Origin of the sequence: Kocuria varians (assembly GCF_006539885.1) — a bacterium.
Classification (GTDB): domain Bacteria; phylum Actinomycetota; class Actinomycetes; order Actinomycetales; family Micrococcaceae; genus Kocuria; species Kocuria varians.
In genome coordinates this window covers 1-18,131 of sequence record NZ_BJNW01000019.1, presented here as the reverse complement: position 1 = coordinate 18,131, position 18,131 = coordinate 1, and the positions used below count along the sequence as shown (strand labels likewise).

17 protein-coding genes are annotated in these 18,131 nt (G+C 71.7%); 9 read left to right on the top strand and 8 right to left on the bottom strand.

Translation table 11 applies throughout. The features are described from left to right. Positions 1-9: 9 nt before the first annotated feature. On the bottom strand, positions 10-3,411 hold the full coding sequence (locus KVA01_RS10230) for an AAA domain-containing protein (RefSeq protein WP_141270114.1): 3,402 nt from the start codon (positions 3,409-3,411) through the stop codon (positions 10-12). A 272-nt stretch (positions 3,412-3,683) separates the two neighbouring features. Between KVA01_RS10230 and KVA01_RS10225 the strand changes: the two genes are divergently transcribed. From KVA01_RS10225 to KVA01_RS10215, 3 genes are all read left to right on the top strand, one after another. Beyond that, positions 3,684-4,241: a DUF2087 domain-containing protein gene (locus KVA01_RS10225; protein WP_141270112.1), complete on the top strand. Its 558-nt coding sequence runs from the start codon at positions 3,684-3,686 to the stop codon at positions 4,239-4,241. Continuing rightward, complete coding sequence (locus tag KVA01_RS10220) at positions 4,238-5,452, top strand: MFS transporter (protein ID WP_141270110.1); 1,215 nt, start codon at positions 4,238-4,240, stop codon at positions 5,450-5,452. The genes KVA01_RS10225 and KVA01_RS10220 overlap by 4 nt, the downstream gene beginning before the upstream one ends. A gap of 146 nt (positions 5,453-5,598) precedes the next feature. After that, positions 5,599-6,375 carry an amidohydrolase family protein gene (locus tag KVA01_RS10215; RefSeq protein ID WP_141270108.1) on the top strand — a complete coding sequence of 259 codons (777 nt, stop codon included), beginning with the start codon at positions 5,599-5,601 and terminating at the stop codon, positions 6,373-6,375. A 4-nt stretch (positions 6,376-6,379) separates the two neighbouring features. On the opposite strand, the gene KVA01_RS10210 is transcribed toward KVA01_RS10215, so the two are convergent. From KVA01_RS10210 to KVA01_RS12755, 3 genes are read right to left on the bottom strand one after another with little or no spacing between them, the layout of a single operon-like run. Beyond that, the gene (locus tag KVA01_RS10210) at positions 6,380-7,099 is read right to left on the bottom strand and encodes a B3/B4 domain-containing protein (protein ID WP_141270106.1); all 720 of its coding nucleotides are present in this window, start codon (positions 7,097-7,099) and stop codon (positions 6,380-6,382) included. Beyond that, positions 7,092-7,691 (bottom strand): MFS transporter, encoded by a 600-nt coding sequence (locus tag KVA01_RS12760; protein WP_218023609.1) that lies wholly within the window; start codon positions 7,689-7,691, stop codon positions 7,092-7,094. Before KVA01_RS12760 ends, KVA01_RS10210 begins: the two co-directional genes overlap by 8 nt. Then, a complete protein-coding gene (locus KVA01_RS12755; protein ID WP_267899945.1) occupies positions 7,682-8,392 on the bottom strand; it encodes an MFS transporter in 711 nt (236 codons plus the stop codon). The genes KVA01_RS12760 and KVA01_RS12755 overlap by 10 nt, the downstream gene beginning before the upstream one ends. Positions 8,393-8,428: 36 nt before the next feature. Between KVA01_RS12755 and KVA01_RS10200 the strand changes: the two genes are divergently transcribed. The 3 genes from KVA01_RS10200 (at position 8,429) to KVA01_RS13010 (ending at position 10,218) form a co-directional block, all read left to right on the top strand. Then, positions 8,429-9,199, top strand: coding sequence for a DeoR/GlpR family DNA-binding transcription regulator (locus tag KVA01_RS10200; protein WP_141270104.1), 771 nt, complete (start codon positions 8,429-8,431; stop codon positions 9,197-9,199). 105 nt (positions 9,200-9,304) lie between these two features. Beyond that, positions 9,305-10,057: an alpha/beta hydrolase family protein gene (locus KVA01_RS10195; RefSeq protein WP_233438845.1), complete on the top strand. Its 753-nt coding sequence runs from the start codon at positions 9,305-9,307 to the stop codon at positions 10,055-10,057. Next, positions 10,045-10,218, top strand: a complete 174-nt coding sequence (locus tag KVA01_RS13010) for a hypothetical protein (RefSeq protein ID WP_233438844.1) — start codon at positions 10,045-10,047, stop codon at positions 10,216-10,218. The genes KVA01_RS10195 and KVA01_RS13010 overlap by 13 nt, the downstream gene beginning before the upstream one ends. 49 nt (positions 10,219-10,267) lie before the next feature. Here the strand turns inward: KVA01_RS13010 and KVA01_RS10190 are convergent, their stop codons facing one another. From KVA01_RS10190 to KVA01_RS10175, 4 genes are all read right to left on the bottom strand, one after another. Then, a complete protein-coding gene (locus tag KVA01_RS10190) occupies positions 10,268-10,690 on the bottom strand; it encodes a VOC family protein (RefSeq protein ID WP_068471014.1) in 423 nt (140 codons plus the stop codon). A 343-nt stretch (positions 10,691-11,033) separates the two neighbouring features. Beyond that, complete coding sequence (locus KVA01_RS10185) at positions 11,034-12,638, bottom strand: L-lactate permease (protein ID WP_141270102.1); 1,605 nt, start codon at positions 12,636-12,638, stop codon at positions 11,034-11,036. A gap of 31 nt (positions 12,639-12,669) precedes the next feature. Beyond that, positions 12,670-13,617, bottom strand: coding sequence for an L-lactate dehydrogenase (locus KVA01_RS10180; protein WP_068471010.1), 948 nt, complete (start codon positions 13,615-13,617; stop codon positions 12,670-12,672). Between the two features lie 239 nt (positions 13,618-13,856). Further along, the gene (locus KVA01_RS10175) at positions 13,857-14,219 is read right to left on the bottom strand and encodes a cupin domain-containing protein (RefSeq protein ID WP_141270100.1); all 363 of its coding nucleotides are present in this window, start codon (positions 14,217-14,219) and stop codon (positions 13,857-13,859) included. Positions 14,220-14,569: 350 nt separating this feature from the next. On the opposite strand from KVA01_RS10175, the gene KVA01_RS10170 reads away from it, so the two are divergent. The 3 genes from KVA01_RS10170 to KVA01_RS10160 are packed head-to-tail and all read left to right on the top strand — an operon-like array spanning position 14,570 to position 18,052. Further along, a complete protein-coding gene (locus KVA01_RS10170) occupies positions 14,570-15,292 on the top strand; it encodes a succinate dehydrogenase cytochrome b subunit (protein ID WP_141270098.1) in 723 nt (240 codons plus the stop codon). Further along, positions 15,292-17,289 (top strand): fumarate reductase/succinate dehydrogenase flavoprotein subunit, encoded by a 1,998-nt coding sequence (locus tag KVA01_RS10165; RefSeq protein ID WP_141270096.1) that lies wholly within the window; start codon positions 15,292-15,294, stop codon positions 17,287-17,289. Before KVA01_RS10170 ends, KVA01_RS10165 begins: the two co-directional genes overlap by 1 nt. A 13-nt stretch (positions 17,290-17,302) precedes the next feature. Then, positions 17,303-18,052: a succinate dehydrogenase/fumarate reductase iron-sulfur subunit gene (locus KVA01_RS10160; protein ID WP_141270094.1), complete on the top strand. Its 750-nt coding sequence runs from the start codon at positions 17,303-17,305 to the stop codon at positions 18,050-18,052. Positions 18,053-18,131 lie beyond the last annotated feature (79 nt).

Genomic DNA, 18,131 nt, shown 5'->3' with positions numbered 1-18,131 from the left:
TCTGCCGGATCAGAGCAGACCCTCGCGGTACAGCTCCTCCAGCAGCATCCGCATCCGCGGGGTGTACATGATCGCGGTGTACTCCTGCCCCTTGGCACCGCGCCGCTGCTCCGTCAACACGCCCAGCCGTCCGGCGAGCGCGGTAGGCTCCCACGCCCCCGTCTCGCCCTCCAGCACGCCGGCCTCCGCGAGCCGCAGGTTCCACGCGCTCGTGGCCAGGGCGGCGTCGTGCTCGGTGAGCATGCCGTGCTCCCGCCACTGCGCGAGCAGGGCCGTGAGGGTCAGCGGGGTCGAGGGCGGCCCGTCATCGGCCCCTGCGCCGAGCGCGGGACCGGCGACGACGTCGGGGGCTGTCGTTCCCGGCCCGACGTCGCCCGAGTCCGTTCCCGGGGTGGCACCGGGGTCCGGGACGGCCCCGGCGCCCGGCGGAACGTCGGCCCCGGGAGACGACTGGCTCTCCGGCGCGGGCGCGGCGTCCGGAACCTGTGCGGCGTCGAGAGCTCCAGCGGTACCCGCGAGCAGCGCATCCGGCACGTCCGACGTTTGGGAGGACGGTTCCTCAGCCGCGCCGAACCGGGCGTCCGAACGGTGCGCCACCGGCGTCATCGCCTCGAACACGGGTCCGTTGTCCCAGCGGTTCGCCGCGGCGCACACGATGAAAAGGTCCTTCGCGCGGGACACGGCCACGTTCATCAGTTCGGGGTTCGCGTCGATGAACCCGGCCCGCCCGCTGTTCTGCCCGTAGACCGCCGAGAAGAGCACCACGGGCCGTTCCGCGCCCTGCAGCCGGTGAGCGGTGCCCACCGTGATCTTCTCCGCGAACCGCGCGGGGAGGTCGGCAGGAGCCTCGGACGACGACGCCGCGCGGCGCAGTTCCCGGGTGATCAGCCGGGCCTGCGCGCTGAACGGCGTCACCACGGCGATCAGCTCATCCTCCGCCGGGGCCTTCTCCGGGTCCGGCTCCCGGGTGATGTAGAGGTCCCGGAGGTGCCCGTAGGTGGTCACGAGCCACCGGGCGACGAACTCCGCCTCCGCCTGGTTCTGGCGGCTGGACCCGTGGGTGACGTCGTGCGAGCCCGGCACCTCTGTGAACAGGAACGCCGGCCCCTCGATCCGTGACGCGGACGCCGGGCGCTTCGGCTCCAGCAGCCCGTGGTAGAGCAGGTCGTTGCAGTAGCCGATGATGTCCGGGTGGCAGCGGAAGTGCTCGGAGAGGAAGAGGCCGGGGGCGCCGTCGTCGTAGCACCACAGGGAGGCGTGGGACGCGGCGCGCATCAGGCTCGAGTGGGGCGAGCAGGTGAGTCCGCGCACCTTCAGGTCCTCGGTCCACTCGGCCGCGGAGATGCCCGCGCCGGCGGCGACCTCGCGGTCGGTCTCCTCGTCGATCGACCATACCGGTGCGAGCTGCTTCTCGTCCCCCACCACGAGTGCTCGCGAGGCCAGGGCGAACGCCGGCAGCCCGATGGGTGTGTCCACCTGACCGGCCTCGTCCACGATCAGGAGATCGATCCGCCCGGTGTCGAATGCCGCGGGCTCCCCGTTCTTCGTCCAGAGCGAGAAGTAGCGGGGCACCTGGTAGGCGGTCATCACGAAGCACGGGGTCAGGGCGGCGGCCTGCGGCCAGTAGGTGCTCATCACCCGGGCCGTGTTCTTGAACCGGTCCTCGGGGGCCACGAAGTCCTCCGTGAGCAGCCACCGGGACTCGTAGTAGTGCACGGCGAGCCAGAACTCGGCGTAGCGCAGGGTGGTGTCCAGGGCGGCGTCGAGCTCGGGGAGGTCCGTGCACGCGGCGAGCGCCGCGACCCCGGCCACCTCCGCGAGGTGCGGGGACGCCTCCGCCCGGGCGCACAGTGCCGCATACCGCGACGACGCCCCGTGCCGGGACATCTCCTCGATCAGGGCCGTGCGCAGAGCGTCGACCTCGGCGAGCGCGTCCGAGATCCAGCCCTGGATCCCGGCGATGTCGTGGGCGTGGCCGAAGTACGCACTGGCGCGCATGACGAACGCCGTCTTCGCGTCCTCCAGGTAGCCCGGGTCGCTGAAGTCCGTGTACGTGCCGCTCTTGTTCGTCTGCTCCACCAGGTAGCGTGCGCGGGCCTCCGCGAGCCGGGAGGAGGCCGGGCAGTAGACGGCCAGGGAGCGCAGCGGGGTGTCCGGGGCCGCGCGGCCGTTCTCGACGCCCGGCAGCCACCGCAGGTCCAGGGTGCCCGGTTCGTTCTTCGTCACGGAGCTGAACGAGGAGATGATGTTGGTGACGGCCTGGTTGTTCGTGGAGGTCCCCACGATCACGGGCGCGTCCTCGCCGTCGAGCGCGCGGCGGGTGAGCATGTTGGCGACGACGGCTTGCAGCATCGTCGTCTTGCCCGTCCCCGGCGGACCGCTCACGGCGGTGACGTCCCCGTCCGTGCCGCTCAGGAACGCGTGCACGGCCCGGCGCTGGGAGGGGGTCAGGGGGAAGCCGTCGCTCATCGACCCGCAGGACAGGGTCATGGTCTCGGCCAGACCGTCACCCTCGTGGATCGCCCGCTCGGAGATGCGCGCTCCCCGCCAGCCCTGGCACAGCCGGTCCAGCAGCGGGGGCGCACCGTGCGTGGCCACGTGGTCGTAGACGTCCAGGAGCCCGCCCACGGCGTTGACCCGGTCCAGCTCCCGCACGAAGCACAGCTCGTGCTCCACCCGCGAGGTCCCGGGCTGGTGCGCCGCGAACTCCTCGACGCTCTCCCCTGCGACGTCCTCGAAGAGACCGCGCGCGAGGTCGAGCGCGTCCGCCATCGACGCCGCCCGCGAGATCTCCGCGCCCAGCTCCCGCCGCGAGTACGCCCAGAACTGCGAGAGCTCCCCCACCATGACCTCACGGTCACCGACCATCGGGGACGAGAGCCGCTCCGAGGGGATCCACGGTGAGCTCGCGGTCTCCAGGATGGGGACCAGACGGCCGTCCCGGAAGAGCTGCGCCTCCAGCAGGAGCAGCCCGGTGTGCCCGCCATCGCGCAGCTCCAGGGAGATCGGGGCGATCACCACGGAGAGCGGGGGCCCGTCGTCGTCCCAGGAACCTGCATCGTCCGAGGCACCCCCGGTAGAACCGTCTGTCGGGCTGGCTGCAGCGCCAGCCTCTGAGCGTTCCGGTCGTGTCTCAGCCACTGCATTCGCCGTCGCTGGCGCCGCCGACGCCGCCGATGCCCATGCCGTCGCCGTGGTGGCGGAGGACGACGGTGCCGCGCCCCGCCCGCGGCGCCCCGCGGCGGCGTCGTGCGCGGAGAAGAGTGCGTCGGCGTGCTCACGGGTCAGCGAGCCGCCACGCACCTCCCCCTCGGTGGCCGCCACGTACGGGGAGTCCTTGAACTCCACCTCGTCCAGCCGACCCCGTCGCACGACTCGCGCGAGGTAGTCCGTGACTGCGAGTGTGTCCACCATCGGCGGCCTCGTGCTTCCTGTGCGTGGGGGTGGGTGGGAGCAGCCCGGCGCGCCCACCGCTGGGGGTTCCGAGTGTAGCCACGGGTGCCTGCGCCGAACGTGATGTGGCATACTCTCGTGCAGTCGGCGTGCCCAGCGCCCAGCCCGCGCACGGACCCCAGCTCCTGCGCAGCGGCGAAGGGAAGAGCATTCTCGGGCCGTCGTCCACCGTGGTTCCTCGTCCGACCGCGCGATCATGCTGGGGGTGGTTCGCCCGGTCCTGGTACGAGATGACACGAGACAACGACTTCAAGACCCTGGTACGCGCCCGCATGCGCGCGACCGGTCAGAACTACACCTCCGCCCGCGCGGACCTCCTGCGAGAGGGCGGCCCGTCGGAGGCCGAGGCCACGCGTCGCAGCGCACCACCGGCCGCTCCCGAGCGGGCCGTCCCCACCGCGCCGCCCGTCCCCACCGGCGTGGACCCCGACGAGTGGCAGCGTGCCCACGACGAATACCGCAGGATGCTCGCCCGGTTCCTACGCGACGGTTGTCTGGTGGACACCCCCGCCCGTCGGCGTGCTCGTGTGTTCGTGCTGCTGCACCTGATCTCGCTGATCCCGGCGGGACGCACCTACTCGGAGCCGGAGATCAACCGGATCCTGCTGACCGTCGTGGAGGACCAGGCGTTCTGGCGGCGCGAGCTCGTGGAGTACGGCTACCTGCGGCGGGACGCCGGGGTTTACTGGCTGCCGGAGGAGCTGCCCGAGCGCTCGGCGTCGGAGCGGCAGGAGACGCCCGCGTGGGAGGCCCTGTGGCTGCCCCTCCACCTCAGCAACCGCGCGTGACACCGCCGCAACCGCGCCGGGACGCGTCCCTCGTGGTCCTGCTGGCGGGGCTGCTGATCTCCGCGTGCGGTGACGACGTCGCCGCGATCGCCTTCTCCCTGCGCGCCGCGGAGTCCGGCGCCCCGCACCTGCTCGCGGCGATCCTGCTGGCCCAGACCGTGCCCGCGATCGGGCTGGGCCTCTTCGGCGGGGTGCTCGTGGACCGGGCGCTGCGCTGGTGGTGGTGGCCGGTGTCCCTGGGCGTGCAGGCCGCGCTCTTCCTGGTCATGGCGGTGACACGCGAGGACACCGTGATCGTGGTGTGCGTGGCCGCCGTGAGTGCCGTCTCCGCGCTCACCGCGCCCGTGGCGAGCAAGCTCATCGCGCTGCGCAGCCACGACCACCGGAGGATCAGCGGGCACCTGGCCACGGTCAACGGGCTCTCGCAGGCGTGCGGTGCGGCGCTCGGCGGGATCGCGTTCGGGGTCGGTGGAATTGCGCCGCTGCTGTGCGTCAACGCCGCGACGTTCGCCCTGCTGGCCGTGGTCGCGGTGTTCGTGACCGGCCGCGCTCCCCTGCCGCTGGACGCCTCCCCCGGCGGGGGCGTGCTGCTCGGCCTGCGCCGTCTACTGCGTCCGGCCGCTTTCGGAGTGGCGGGGGTGGCCCTGCTGGCGTGCACAGTTTTCGCGACGTCCATCGAGGGTGTGTCCGGGGTCTTCGTGCTCACGCACGACGCCGCGTGGGACCCCGCGTGGGTCGGTGCGGCCTGGGGCCTGTGGGGGCTCGGGGTCGTGCTCGGCGGGCAGGCGGCCGGGCGGGTGACGCGCTGGGCGGCCCCCGCGATGCTCGTGACGGGCGCCGGCGGCATGGGCGCGGTCTTCCTCGTCCTGGCCCTGGGACTGCCCGGGTTCGGACTCGGCGCGCCCCTGTTCCTGCTGGGCGGTGCCGCGAACGGCGTCTTCAACGCGGCCGCCTCGCGCACCCTCCTCACCGGCGTGGCACCGGAGGAGCAGGGCAGGGCCTGGGCGGCCTACCGCTGGATCGTCACGTGCTGCCTCGTCGGCGGGTTCCTCACGGGTGGGGCGCTGGGCGAGCACGACGCCGTGGCGGGCCTCCTCCTCGCCGGCGGCCTGGCCGTGGCCGGGGCGCTGGTGCGCGGCGTCGTCCTGGCGCTGGCCCCGGCGACGGCGCGACGCATGTTTCCCGCCGCACCGCGATCCGTGATCGACTAGCACCGACGCACCCCACAGCACCCCACCGCACAGCACCGGCCCGACCCGCACGACGGGCCCCGCGGACCCCGCCCGGCGCCGCGCCAGCGCCAGCCCAACCCGAGAGCCGCCCCGTCCAGCCAGCCCCGCCCCCGAAGGAGTACCCCATGGCCCAGCGCCTGTTCGACACCCACCTGCACATCGTGGACCCCGTCCACCCGCTCGTGGCGAACAACGGGTTCCTGCCGGAGCCGTTCACCGTGGCGGACTACCGGCGCCGGACCGAGGGGCTCTGCATCGCCGGGGGTGCGGTGGTCTCCGGGTCCTTCCAGGCCTTCGACCAGGGCTACCTGGTGGACGCGCTCGCCGCCCTCGGGCCGGGCTTCGTGGGCGTCACCCAGATCCCCGGTGACACCCCCGACGAGCGGATCCTGGAGCTGCACGGGGCGGGCGTGCGGGCGGTGCGCTTCAACGTGGCCCGCGGCGGCTCGGCGGACCTGGACGACCTCGACCGGCTTGCCCGGCGCGTCCACGACCTCGCCGGTTGGCACGCGGAGTTCTACATCGACGCCCGCACCATCGACTCAGCACTCTCCCGCCGGATCGCATCCCTCCCGGCCGCGAGCATCGACCACCTGGGCATGCACGAGGACGGCCTGCCCGCCCTGCTGCGGCTCGTCGAGCAGGGGGTGAAGGTCAAGGCCACGGGCTTCGGCCGCGTGGAGCTGGACCCCGCGGACACGATCCGCGCGATCGTCGCTACGGATCCCACGGCGCTCATGGTGGGCACGGACCTGCCCTCCACCAGGGCGCGCCGGCCCTTCCGGGACGAGGACCTCCGCGTGGTGCAGGTCGCACTGTCCGAGGACCAGGTCGCGGACGTGTTCTGGAACAACGCCGCCCGCTTCTACCTCGGGGCCACGGCCGACGACGACGCCGCGTAGGGTCTCAGGCGGCGCCGAGCGTCCGCCGCGTCACGGTGATGCCGTCCCCCAGGGAGGCCAACGAGGAGGCGAGCTCGTCACCAGCCGCTTCCAGAGCGTCGTCGGACACGGGACCGAGCGCGCCCATGATGAACAGCGCGCGGGTGGCGCCGTCCGAGAGCGCGGTGCGACGGCCCTGCCGCCAGTTCCAGCGGCGGCACGTGACCCCGGCGTCGTCGCGCCACACGACCTCCCCGGCGTCCGGGTGCTCCACGACGTCCTCGCCGCCGGAGACCGTATCGAACGCCTCGTCGCCCGTCGCACGCACGAGGTGCGCCGCGCCGTCGTAGCGGTCCAGGTCCTCCCCGCCCAGCGGGATCTGGTGCAGCACGGAGATCGCGTTGTAGAGGTCGGTCAGGGCGTTCACGCGGGGCAGCCCGCCCTCCGCGCGGCGGGTCAGCGCCTCCAGGCTGTTGCGGGTGCGCTGCGGCTTGGCGCCGAACGCGCGGTACGCCTCGCGCCACGCGGCGATGTGCGGCAGCTGGTCCACGGGCGTCTCCGCGAGCAGTTCGCGCGCACAGGCCTCGGCCCGCGCGATCAGTTCGTCCGCGCACGACGACGCCGCGTGCGCGTCGAGCCCCTCGACCACCAGCAGCTCGGCGCGGTAGTCCGGCCGCAGCTCCAGCACCGCGGGGCCCACGGTGCAGGCCGCGAGGAACTCCTCGGGCGTGAGGGTGTCAGACATGGGCGACCTCCGGGGTGCTCGTGGTGTCCGCGTGCTCGGCCGGATCGAGCGTACCCGTGTCCGCGGTGGATCCGGTGCCCGCGGTGGACCGGGTGCACAGCACCCCCGCGGAGGCCGAGGCGATCAGCGTCAGCACCACGAGCAGCACGAACGCTTGGTTGAGCGGGACCACGTGGGTCAGCCACCCGATCACCGCTGGGCCGGCCAGCATGCCCAGGTATCCGAGACCCGCGACCCGGGACACGTTCGTCCCCGCCATCGCGGGATCCACCCGACCGGCCGCGCTGAACAGCTGCGGCACACAGCCGGAGAGCCCCAGACCGAGCACGCCCCAGCCCACGACCGCGAGCCACACCCACGGGGTGAAGGACGCCGCGAGCGCACCCACGGCGGCGAGCGCGGCGCCGTGGCGCAGCACGGCCTCGGACCCGAAGCGCTGCACGACCCGGTCCGCCACGAGGCGTCCCACGGTCATGGTCGCGGAGAAGCTGCCGAACGCCACGGCCGCGGTGCCCGCGGAGGTGCCGAGGACGTCCCGCAGGTGCAGGGCGGACCAGTCGTTGGCCGCACCCTCGGTCAGCATCACGAGCATGGCCAGGGCGGCGAGGATCCAGACGCGCCGGGAGGTGCCGCGGCGCGCGGCGGTGGCCGCGGCGTCGTCGGCGTGCTGTGCCGTGGCAGCGGGGCGAGGTCCACGCGCAGCAGCCAGCGGGCGGACACGACCGCGACGACGGCGCTCACGACGCCCACCACGCCCATGCCGGCCGCCGGGCCCACGAAGGCCAGCGCGGCACCGGCGAGTGCCGCGATCACGCCGCCGATCGAGAACATGGCGTGGAACGAGGACATCACGGGGCGCCCGTAGCCCTCCTCCACATGCACGGCGTGAGCGTTCATGCTCGCGTCCAGGCAGCCGTGGCAGAAGCCGAAGACCACGAGGGCGGCGGCGAGCGTCCAGAGGTTGCCCGCGAGACCGGGCAGCACGACGGTGAGGCTCGCGAGGACCGCGGAGACCGGGACCACGCGGTGGACGCCCAGCCGGTCGCTCAGCCGCCCGGCCACCTGCATGCCGAGGAACGCACCCACGCCGAGCAGCACGAGCAGCGTGCCGAGCGTGGAGTGCCCGATCCCGGCGCGCTCCTCGATCACGGGGATGCGCACGAGCCACGTGCCCACGAGGGTGCCGCAGAGGATGAAGTAGACGAGGGTGGCCCAGCGGGCGGCCCGGAGCGTTGAAGTCATGCTCCGAGCGTATCGAGCATTATTTATGTTTGTTAGTGCTGTTTCGATCACATTGCGTGTTTGCAATCTGTGCGGTTGAATGCTCCCATGAGCAGCACAGAACGACACCGGGTGATCACCGAGACCGTGCGCGACTCCGGCCGCGTGTCCGTGCAGGACCTCGCGCGCCTCACGGGCTCCTCCGAGATGACCATCCGCCGGGACCTGGACGCCCTCGCCGCGCAGGGCGTGCTCGAGCGCGACCGCGGCGGCGCCCGCTCCCTGCTGCTGCGCGGTGAGGAACCCCCGTTCTCCCTGCGCTCCTCCGAGGCGGAGGACGCCAAGCGCGCCATCGCGGCGGCCGTGGCCGGGCGGATCGCGGACGGCGAGACCGTGCTCCTGGACAGCGGCACCACCTGCGTGGAGGTCGCCCGCCTGCTGAAGGACCGCGAGGTCACCGTCATGCCGCTGTCCCTGCAGGCCGTCCGCGTGCTCAGCGACCCGCCGGGCCGGGCCCAGCTGTGGCTCCCGGGCGGGCAGTGCCGTGCCACCGAGGGGGCACTCGTGGGACCGCTCGCGCTCGCATCCATCGGCGCGCTGCGCTTCGACACCTTCGTCCTGGGGTGCTGCGGTCTCAGCGCAGCGGACGGACTGACCGCCTACGACCTCGACGACGCCGCGGTCAAGAAGGCGGGCCTCGCCGCCTCCGCGCGCACGGTCCTCGCCGCGGACAGCGGCAAGCTCGGGCGCACCGCGCGCGCCAGGGTGGTCCCGGCGGACGGCACGGACGAGATCGTCACGGACTCCGGGGCGGCCCCCGCCGAGATCGCGGCACTCGAACGCGCGGGCGCAGCGCTCGACGTCGTCCCGCTCCCCTGAACGAGGCGATGCCACGCGCAGGCTCGGCGCCTGACGTCGTCGCCCTCCCCTGAGCCGGTCGCCCTCCTGTGCCCCGGATCACCACCGGGCCTCTACAGTGGGTCCGTGCAGAACACTCAGCCTTCACCCGCGAGCACCCCGCGCCGCGAGGACCTCGTCATTCCCGTGCCGGCCTCCGAGGCCACCGTGGCCGGTTCCGTGGCAGGAACCCTGTGGCTGCCGGAGGGCGGGCCGAGCGGCGTCGTCGTCCTGCACCCGGCCACGGCGACCCCGGAGCGCTTCTACGCGGCCTTCGCCGAGTACGTGACGGGCCGCGGTCTGGCCCTGGTCACGTACGACTACCGTGGCACGGGCAGGTCCGGCGATCCGCGGGAGCACCGCCGGATCCGCATGCGCGACTGGATGGCCGGGGACGTTCCCGCGGTCGCCGCGTGGACCCGCGCCCACTTCCCCGACCCGCCGGTCAGCGCCGTGGGGCACAGTGTGGGCGGGCACGCCATGGTGCTCGGCCACGGGCTCGAGGGCCTGGACAGGTTCGCCGTGGTCTCCTCCCACCTGGCCTTCACCGCACGCATCAAGCCCGTGCCGGAGCGGATGCGGGTGGCCGCGATGCTGCACGTCGCGGGGCCCACCACCAGCAGGGCCCTGGGCTACCTGCCAGGGCGCAAGCTCGGCATCGGCGAGGACATGCCTACCGGCGCGATGGTCGAGTGGGGGTCCTGGGCGCGGCGGCCCGGCTACTTCTTCGACGACCCTCGATGGACGCCACCGCCCGCGCGGCCTCGGTCACGCAGCGCGTCCTGGCACTGGGCGCCTCGGACGACCCCTGGGCGAGCCCCGAGCAGATGCTCGCGCTGACCTCCCGCCTCACGGCGGCACCGGTGGAGCACCGCACCTTCACCCCCGAGCAGCTGGGGGTTGCGCGGATCGGCCACCACGGTCTGTTCCGCCGCGCCGCCGACGACGCCGCCTGGCCGGCTCTGGTGGACTGGCTCACCGAACCGTTCGCCCGCGACTAGCCCGTTCCCGGCCACGGCTTCGGCAATGTGGCCCAGGTGCTGCGGGCCGTCACGAACCGGCGGGCGCCGTGAACGCCCACATCACTCCGAAGCGGTCCAGGACCTGCCCGTACCAATCGCCCCACGGCGCGACGGCGAAGGGCATGTTCATCTGACCGCCGCCCGCCTCGAGCTTGCCGATGGCCGTGCGGGCCTCATCCGCAGACCCGGCCGTGTAGAGCAGGGAGTAGGCGGTGCCCGTGAGGGGGTACTCGCCGTCGCCCATGGCATCTCCCGCCGCAATGGTGCCGCCCGGCAGCACCAGGGTGGAGTGGGCCACCGCCTGGGGATCGGGGTCGAAGGGGATGCCCTCCAAGCCCAGGTCTCCGTAGCGGGTGATGGACAACTCTCCGCCGAACACGTCCTGCCAGTGCTGCATGGCCTCGGCGGCGGTTCCGGGCAGGGAGATGTAGGTGGCGAGCAACGGCTTCATGGGAGCTCCTCGGGTGGACCGGTACGGGATCCCAGTATCGCCCGGGGAGTGCCCCGTGGGAACAGACTCCGGGACGACGGGCGCCCGGCCTTCGCGCAAAATGACGGGGGGCCCGGGTCTGTTGACCCGGGCCCCTCGTGCAGAAATTGGGCATCACGGCGTTTTCCACGGCGGTCATCCTGCTTTTCACAGCGTGTACTGATGCCGTGCTGAATATCGCCGTCGATTCTTCAACGTCACAGACGTTTCACGCCTGAGTTGTTCCATGTGAATTCCTGCACGGGAATTCCTACGGGCGGCGCGGCACCGAGCCGCGCACACGCCGTCGGCAATTCCAGGGGAATCACACGTACATGAACGTCAGGGCAAAGGTCCACACGCAGATCACCGCGAGCATGCCCAGGCTGTAGAAGAGCGAGCCACGCATGATCTCCGCCTCGCGACCGTTGAGCCCCACGGCACCGGCCGCGATGGCGATGGACTGCGGGGAGATGACCTTGGCGGTGGTACCGCCCGCGGTGTTGGTGCCCACGAGCAGGGCGGGGCTCGCGCCGATACCCTCCGCGGTGGCCACCTGCAGCGGCGCGAACAGCGTGTTGTTGTTGACCACGGAGCCGGTCAGGAACACCCCGATCCAGCCGATCACCGGGGCGATCAGCGGGAAGATCGGTCCGGCGGCCGCAAGCGCCGTGCCCATGGCGGTGGAGCCGCCCGAGTAGTTGGCGATGTTCGCGAGCACCAGGATCACGGCGATCAGCACGATGGCCGGGCCCAGCGCCTTGACCGCGCCGGAGAGCTCCTCGAAGAGCTCCTTGGCGTGCAGCTGCGGGGTGGTGAAGAACGTGATGAGCACGGAGATCAGGATGGCCGTGCCCGTGGCACCCAGGATGGAGAAGTTCCAGGTGGCGTTGACCACGTTGCCGGCGGCGGTGGTCACCTGTCCGGTGAGCCCGGGCATGGGCACCTTGAACGTGGTGAAGCCCAGCGCGCCCTTGGTGAAGATGTTCTGCACGGCGGGCACGGACCACAGCAGGATCACGAAGGTCAGGATGTAGAACGGGCTCCAGGCGCGGATCACCTCGCCCGCGGGGTGGCTCGCCTCCGCCGTCTCCGGCGCCTCCGGGGCACGGGAGACGTGGCGCGGGCTCCACACGTGGCACAGCGCGAACAGGGAGACCATGGCGAGCAGGCCGGCCGCGAGGTCCGCGAGCTCCGGGCCCATGAACCAGAGCAGCCCGCCCTGGGCCACGCAGAACACGGCACCGGACACGAGCGCCGGCAGCCAGGTCTCGCGCAGGCCGCGCACGCCGTCGACCATCCAGACCAGCAGGAACGGCACGAGGAACGTGAGCGGCTGCAGCAGCAGCACGAGCGCGCGGGAGAGGTCCTGGACGTCCATGCTGGTGACCTGGGCGCCCACGAGCACGGGCACGCCAATGGCACCGTAGGCACCGGCGGCGACGTTCGCCACGAGGCACAGCACCGCGGCCCGCAGCGGCGGGAACCCCAGCTGCACGAGCAGCGCCGCGCAGATCGCGATGGGCACGCCGAACCCGGCCACGCCCTCCAGGAACGCGCCGAACGCGAAACCGATCAGCAGCACCTGGATGCGCTGGTCCGCGGAGACGCTGGCGATCGACGAGCGGATCACTTCGAAACGCCCCGAGCGCACGCTGAGCCGGTAGAGCCACACCGCCATGATGATGATGTAGGCGATGGGCCACAGCGCGGTCAGCAGGCCGAGCAGCCCCGCCCCCGCCACCGCGGGGACCGGCATGTGGAACACCAGCAGCGCCACCAGCACCTGGACCACCAGGGCGATCACACCGGATTTCAGTCCGGTGAGCTTGAACAGCATCATGCACACGAGGAACACGATGATCGGCACGGCGGCCACGAGGGCGGTCAGGGGCAGGCTGCCCAGGGTGTCAAGGGTTTGGGTCCACATGTGGGTCTCCGGGTGGCGGGGTGAGGTGGACTCAGGACAGGCTGTCGACGACGCCGCGCAGGGTCTCCGCGGACGCGGTCAGGCGGGAGAGCTCGTCCTCGGAGAACGGGGTCTCCCGGATGGGACGGGCACCCTCGGCGCTGACGATGCTGGGCACGGACATGGCAATGCCGTCGATGCCGCGGAAGTCCGAGAGCACGGGCGCCACGTTGAGCACGGCGTGCTGGTCCCCGGTGATGGCCTCGACGATGCGCGCGCTGGACAGGCCGATGGCGTCGTTGGTGGCGCCCTTGCCCTCGATCACCTTGTAGGCCGCGCCGCGCACCTCCGCCAGGATCTGGTCCAGGTCCTCGCGGGTGAACACGGGCTGGCCGTCACGGGTCCACTCGAGGATGGGCACGGTGCCGATCGTGGCGGTGGACCACAGGGCGAACTCGGAGTCGCCGTGCTCCCCCACGATGTGCGCGTGCACGCTGGAGGTGGCCACGCCGGCCTTCTGGGCGATCAGCCAGCGCAGGCGGGAGGTGTCCAGCACGGTGCCGGAGGCGAAGATCCGCTCCGCGGGCAGACCGGTCTCCTTCTGGGACAGCGTGGTCAGCGGGTCGCACGGGTTGGTGACCACCACGAAGATCGCGTTCGGGGAGGCCTCCAGCAGCGGCGGCACCAGCTGGGACATGATCTTGGCGTTGGTCCCGGCCAGTTCCAGGCGGGTCTGCCCGGGCTTCTGCTTGGCGCCCGCGGTGATGACCACCACGTCCGAGTTCTCGGTCAGGGCGATGTCCGACCCGCCGCCCACGATGTCCGTGTGGGCCGCGAACTGCGAGCCGTGGGCGAGGTCCAGTGCCTCCGCCTCGGCCTTCGCGGAGGCGATGTCGTAGAGGGCGATGTGGCGCACGGACCCCCGAATCAGCGAGGCATACGCCACGCTCGATCCCACGGCTCCGGCTCCGACGACGGTGAGTTTCGAGTCCTTGATCATAGTGTCAACGCTAGTCCTCCCGGGGCGTTGGAACACGGGTGACACCCGAAATTTCTGGCGATTTCTTGTCTTGTCACGGCGGATTTTCCTGGCCCGTGACGGCCCCCGCTCGGCCCCGTGCCCGGGACCACACGGCGTCGTCGCCGGAACCCCGTCGGTACGCTCCCGACCGGCGCCCACCCACCCGGACGAAGCTCCGCGACCGCTCCGGAGTGCTCCGCCGCCAGCGACGACGCCGGTCAGTGCCGGAGCGGCAGCAGCGTGACCGTGAGCGTGGTGGGCTCCACGGCGTCCACAGCGTGGCGCAGACCCGCGGTGAGGTGCAGGACGCGGCCGGGCGCGAGGTCCACGACGCCGTCCGGGAGCGTGAAGTTCACGCGGCCACGGACCACCTGCACCAGGGCGGGGTGCGGGGCCGCGTGCTCCTTCAGGGCATCACCGGCGCCGAACTCGAAGGCCACGACCCGCACGCCGTCCTCGTCCAGGACCGTGGTGGCGGAGGGGTGGCCGTGCTGGGGCTCGCTGCGGCCCACCAGCTCCACGAGGATCGACTCCCCCGTGGCGGAACGGACGGTGGCGCGGTCGGACGGTTCGTGCACCATGGCTGCTGAGGCTCTCCTGAATGGGTGACGCGAGACATGTTCAGCCTATGAGATGCACCTTTAGGGGTCAACGACACTTCGGACCGGGCCCGCTGGTGCGCGGGGCGGCCCCCAGCCCCTCTGGACCAGCAGGTTCAGGCCCAGTGGGGGGATCGCACCGCACATGTTTCCCGGGCAATTGTTTACGCTGCAGTAAGCACCGGCTGAGGCTTTTTCTGAACCAGTCAGAAATACTGGAGAAAGCCCCGGAAAAACCCCGCCGCGCCCGTTTTCATCCCGCCACAGGAGTAACGTGGGGTGTGTCCAGGACGGGTTCACCCACCCGGTTCACGCACTGACGAGGGACAACCATGACAGCCACCGCCCAACGACAGCGACAGACACCTGTCCCGCGCCGAAAAAGACTTCCCGTCTCGAATTTCGCGGCAAAAACCACGATGGCCCTCACCGGGCTGGTCTTCGTGGGTTTCGTGTTCGTGCACATGTACGGAAACCTGCACATCTACCGCGGTCAGGAAGAGTTCGACCACTACGCGCACTGGTTGCGCGAGATCCTGATGCCCCTTCTGCCCTATGAGGGCATGCTGTGGATACTGCGCGTGGTGCTGCTGCTGAGCCTGGTGCTGCACATCGGGTGCGGGGTGCTGCTGTGGTCGCGAGCCCGCCGTGCGCGTGGCGCGTTCCCGCGCCAGGGCCTGCGCCGACCGGACGCCCTGATGGCCCGCTACATGCTGGGTACCGGCGTGGTGCTGCTGCTCTTCGTGGTCTTCCACATCCTGGACCTCACGCTGGGCGTCCAGCCGGTGGCGGCAGGTTCCTTTGAGGCCGGCTCAGCGTACGCCAACCTGGTCGCGAGCTTCCAGCGTCCCCTCGTGGCGGCGTTCTACATGCTCACGATGCTCGTGCTCACCGTGCACGTGGCCCACGGCACCTGGACGGCCGCCAACGACCTCGGCGCCACCGGCAAGCGGCTGCGTCAGGTGGCGGCGTGGGTGGCCGGGCTGGTCGCCGTCGCCATCTGCCTCGGCAACATCTCCATCCCCGTCATGGTTCTCCTGGGAGTGATTCAGTGATGAAGGCGTCCACATCCACCTCCCCGCAGGCCCTGCTGGACGGGCTGCGCAGCATCGGCTCGGACCTGCCCTCCCTGGACTCCCAGGTTCCGGCATCCGAGATCTGGGCGGACCGGCGGCTGCACTACCGCCTGGTCTCCCCGCTGAACCGGCGCAAGTTCACGGTGATCGTCGTGGGCACCGGCCTGGCCGGTGCCGGGGCGGCCGCCGCACTGGGCGAGCTGGGCTACAACGTGGAGTCGTTCACGTTCCACGACGCCCCACGGCGCGCCCACTCGGTCGCGGCCCAGGGCGGCATCAACGCGGCCCGCGCCCGGAAGGTCGACAACGACTCGGTCGCCCGGTTCGTGAAGGACACCGTCAAGGGCGGCGACTTCCGCGGTCGCGAGGCGGACGCCTGGCGGCTCGCGGAGGAGAGCGTCCGCGTGATCGACCACATGAACGCGATCGGCGCGCCCTTCGCCCGCGAGTACGGCGGTCAGCTGGCCACCCGCTCCTTCGGCGGCGTGCAGGTCTCCCGCACCTACTACACGCGCGGGCAGACCGGGCAGCAGCTGCAGATCGCGGCGGCCCAGGCGCTGCTGCGCCAGGTCTCCACCGGTCAGGTGAACCTGCACACGCGCACGGAGATGCTGGACCTGATCGTGGCGGACGGCCGCGCCCAGGGCGTCGTCGTCCGTGACCTGGTGACCGGCGAGATCTCCGCCGTGACCGGGGACGCCGTGGTGCTGGCCACGGGCGGGTACGGCAACGTCTACTACCGCTCCACGCTGGCCAAGAACTCCAACGTGACCGCCGCGTTCCGGGCGCACCGCCGCGGCGCGCTGTTCGCCAACCCGTGCTTCATCCAGTTCCACCCCACGGCGCTGCCGGTGTCGAGCGAGTGGCAGTCGAAGACCACGCTGATGAGCGAGTCCCTGCGCAACGACGGCCGGATCTGGGTCCCGGTGAAGCCCGGGGACACGCGCCCGCCCAACGACATCCCCGAGGACGAGCGCGACTACTACCTGGAGCGCCGCTACCCGGCCTTCGGCAACCTCACGCCGCGCGACGTCGCCAGCCGGGCGGCGCGGACCGAGATCGACGCGGGCCGCGGCGTCGGGCCCCTGAAGAACTCCGTGTACCTGGACTTCCGGGACGCGATCGAGCGGCTCGGAAAGAAGGTGATTGCCGAGCGCTACGGCAACCTCTTCGAGATGTACTCGGACGCGACCGGCGAGGACCCCTACCAGGAGCCCATGCGGATCGCGCCGGGCGCGCACTTCGCCATGGGCGGGCTGTGGAGCGACTACGACATGATGACGTCGATCCCCGGCCTGTTCGTGGGCGGAGAGGCCGGCTGGGGCTACCACGGGGCCAACCGCCTGGGCGCCAACTCGCTGCTCTCCGCGTGCGTGGACGGCTGGTTCACGCTGCCCTACTCCGTGCCGAACTACCTCGCTCCCCTGCTGGGCAAGCCCAAGCTCGCGGCCGACGACGACGTCGTGCGCGCCGCGGTTGCCGAGGCCGAAGCGGGCGTGCAGGCACTGCTCGACATCCACGGCACCCAGGGACCCGAGCGGTTCCACCGGCGCCTGGGCGACCTGCTCTACGCAACGTGCGGCGTCACCCGCTCCGCGCAGGGCCTCGCCGAGGGCTTGGAGGGCATCCGAGCGCTGCGCGAGGAGTTCTGGACGGACCTGCGCGTGCAGGGGCGCCCGGACGGCTTCAACCAGGAGCTCGAACGCGCCGGCCGCGTGGCCGACTACCTGGACATGGCCGAGCTCATGTGCCTCGACGCCCTGGACCGCGACGAGTCCTGCGGCGCCCACTTCCGGGAGGAGCACCAGACCGAGGGCGGGGAGGCGCAGCGCGACGACGCGCACTGGCTCTTCGCCTCCGCGTGGGAACGCGCGGCTTCCGGTGACGACGACGCCGCGGCCGGGCCGCGCTACGTCCGCCACCAGGAGCACCTGCAGTTCCCGAGCGTTCCTCCCGAGACCCGCGACTACCGATGATTGGAGCATCCTCATGAAGCTCACGCTGAAAGTCTGGCGACAGGAATCCGGTGCCGAGGAGGGCCGTTTCGAGGAGTACCCGCTGGAGGACGTCGGGCCTGAGTTCTCACTGCTCGAGGCGCTCGATAAGCTCAACGACGACCTCGTGGCGCGGGGCGAGGAGCCGATCGCGTTCGACTCAGACTGCCGCGAGGGCATCTGCGGGGCGTGCGGCGTGACCGTGGACGGCACTCCGCACGGCCCCCAGAAGAACACGCCGTCGTGTCGGCAGCACCTGCGGTCCTTCGAGGACGGCGCGACCGTGCAGCTCGAACCGTTCCGCAGCGGAGCGTTCCCCGTGGTCAAGGACCTCGCGGTGAACCGCAGCGCACTGGACCGGGTGATCGAGGCCGGCGGGTTCGTCTCCACCTCCGTGGGCACGGCGCCGGACGCGGACGCCATCCCGGTCTCGCACGAGGCCGCGGAGTGGGCCCTGGACCTGGCAGCGTGCATCGGCTGCGGTGCGTGCGTTGCCGCGTGCCCCAACGGTTCCGCGCAGCTGTTCGCCGGGTCCAAGACGATGCACCTGGCCACGCTGCCCTCCAGCTCCAAGGAGCGTGGCCACCGGGCCAAAGGCATCACGCGCGCGGCCGAGGAGGAGTTCGGTCCGTGCTCGGTCTACGGCGAGTGCGCGGAGGTGTGCCCCGCTGGGATCCCGTTGACCGCGATTGCCGGTCTCAACAAGGAGAAGCTGAGGCAGGTGCTGCGCAACAAGGACGACTGACCCGCTCCCCCGACGACAGACGACGACGCTCGGTGCCCCTGGGAGGGCACCGAGCGTCGTCGTGCGGGGAGGGTTTGCC

Coding starts and splice junctions, on each gene's coding strand:
- KVA01_RS10225 (WP_141270112.1), top strand. CDS start 3,684: ATGACACGAGACAACGACTTCAAGACCCTGGTACGCGCCCGCATGCGC.
- KVA01_RS10215 (WP_141270108.1), top strand. CDS start 5,599: ATGGCCCAGCGCCTGTTCGACACCCACCTGCACATCGTGGACCCCGTC.
- KVA01_RS10210 (WP_141270106.1), bottom strand. CDS start 7,099: ATGTCTGACACCCTCACGCCCGAGGAGTTCCTCGCGGCCTGCACCGTG.
- KVA01_RS12760 (WP_218023609.1), bottom strand. CDS start 7,691: ATGCTCGTGATGCTGACCGAGGGTGCGGCCAACGACTGGTCCGCCCTG.
- KVA01_RS10200 (WP_141270104.1), top strand. CDS start 8,429: ATGAGCAGCACAGAACGACACCGGGTGATCACCGAGACCGTGCGCGAC.
- KVA01_RS13010 (WP_233438844.1), top strand. CDS start 10,045: ATGCTCGCGCTGACCTCCCGCCTCACGGCGGCACCGGTGGAGCACCGC.
- KVA01_RS10190 (WP_068471014.1), bottom strand. CDS start 10,690: ATGAAGCCGTTGCTCGCCACCTACATCTCCCTGCCCGGAACCGCCGCC.
- KVA01_RS10185 (WP_141270102.1), bottom strand. CDS start 12,638: ATGTGGACCCAAACCCTTGACACCCTGGGCAGCCTGCCCCTGACCGCC.
- KVA01_RS10180 (WP_068471010.1), bottom strand. CDS start 13,617: ATGATCAAGGACTCGAAACTCACCGTCGTCGGAGCCGGAGCCGTGGGA.
- KVA01_RS10175 (WP_141270100.1), bottom strand. CDS start 14,219: ATGGTGCACGAACCGTCCGACCGCGCCACCGTCCGTTCCGCCACGGGG.
- KVA01_RS10170 (WP_141270098.1), top strand. CDS start 14,570: ATGACAGCCACCGCCCAACGACAGCGACAGACACCTGTCCCGCGCCGA.
- KVA01_RS10165 (WP_141270096.1), top strand. CDS start 15,292: ATGAAGGCGTCCACATCCACCTCCCCGCAGGCCCTGCTGGACGGGCTG.
- KVA01_RS10160 (WP_141270094.1), top strand. CDS start 17,303: ATGAAGCTCACGCTGAAAGTCTGGCGACAGGAATCCGGTGCCGAGGAG.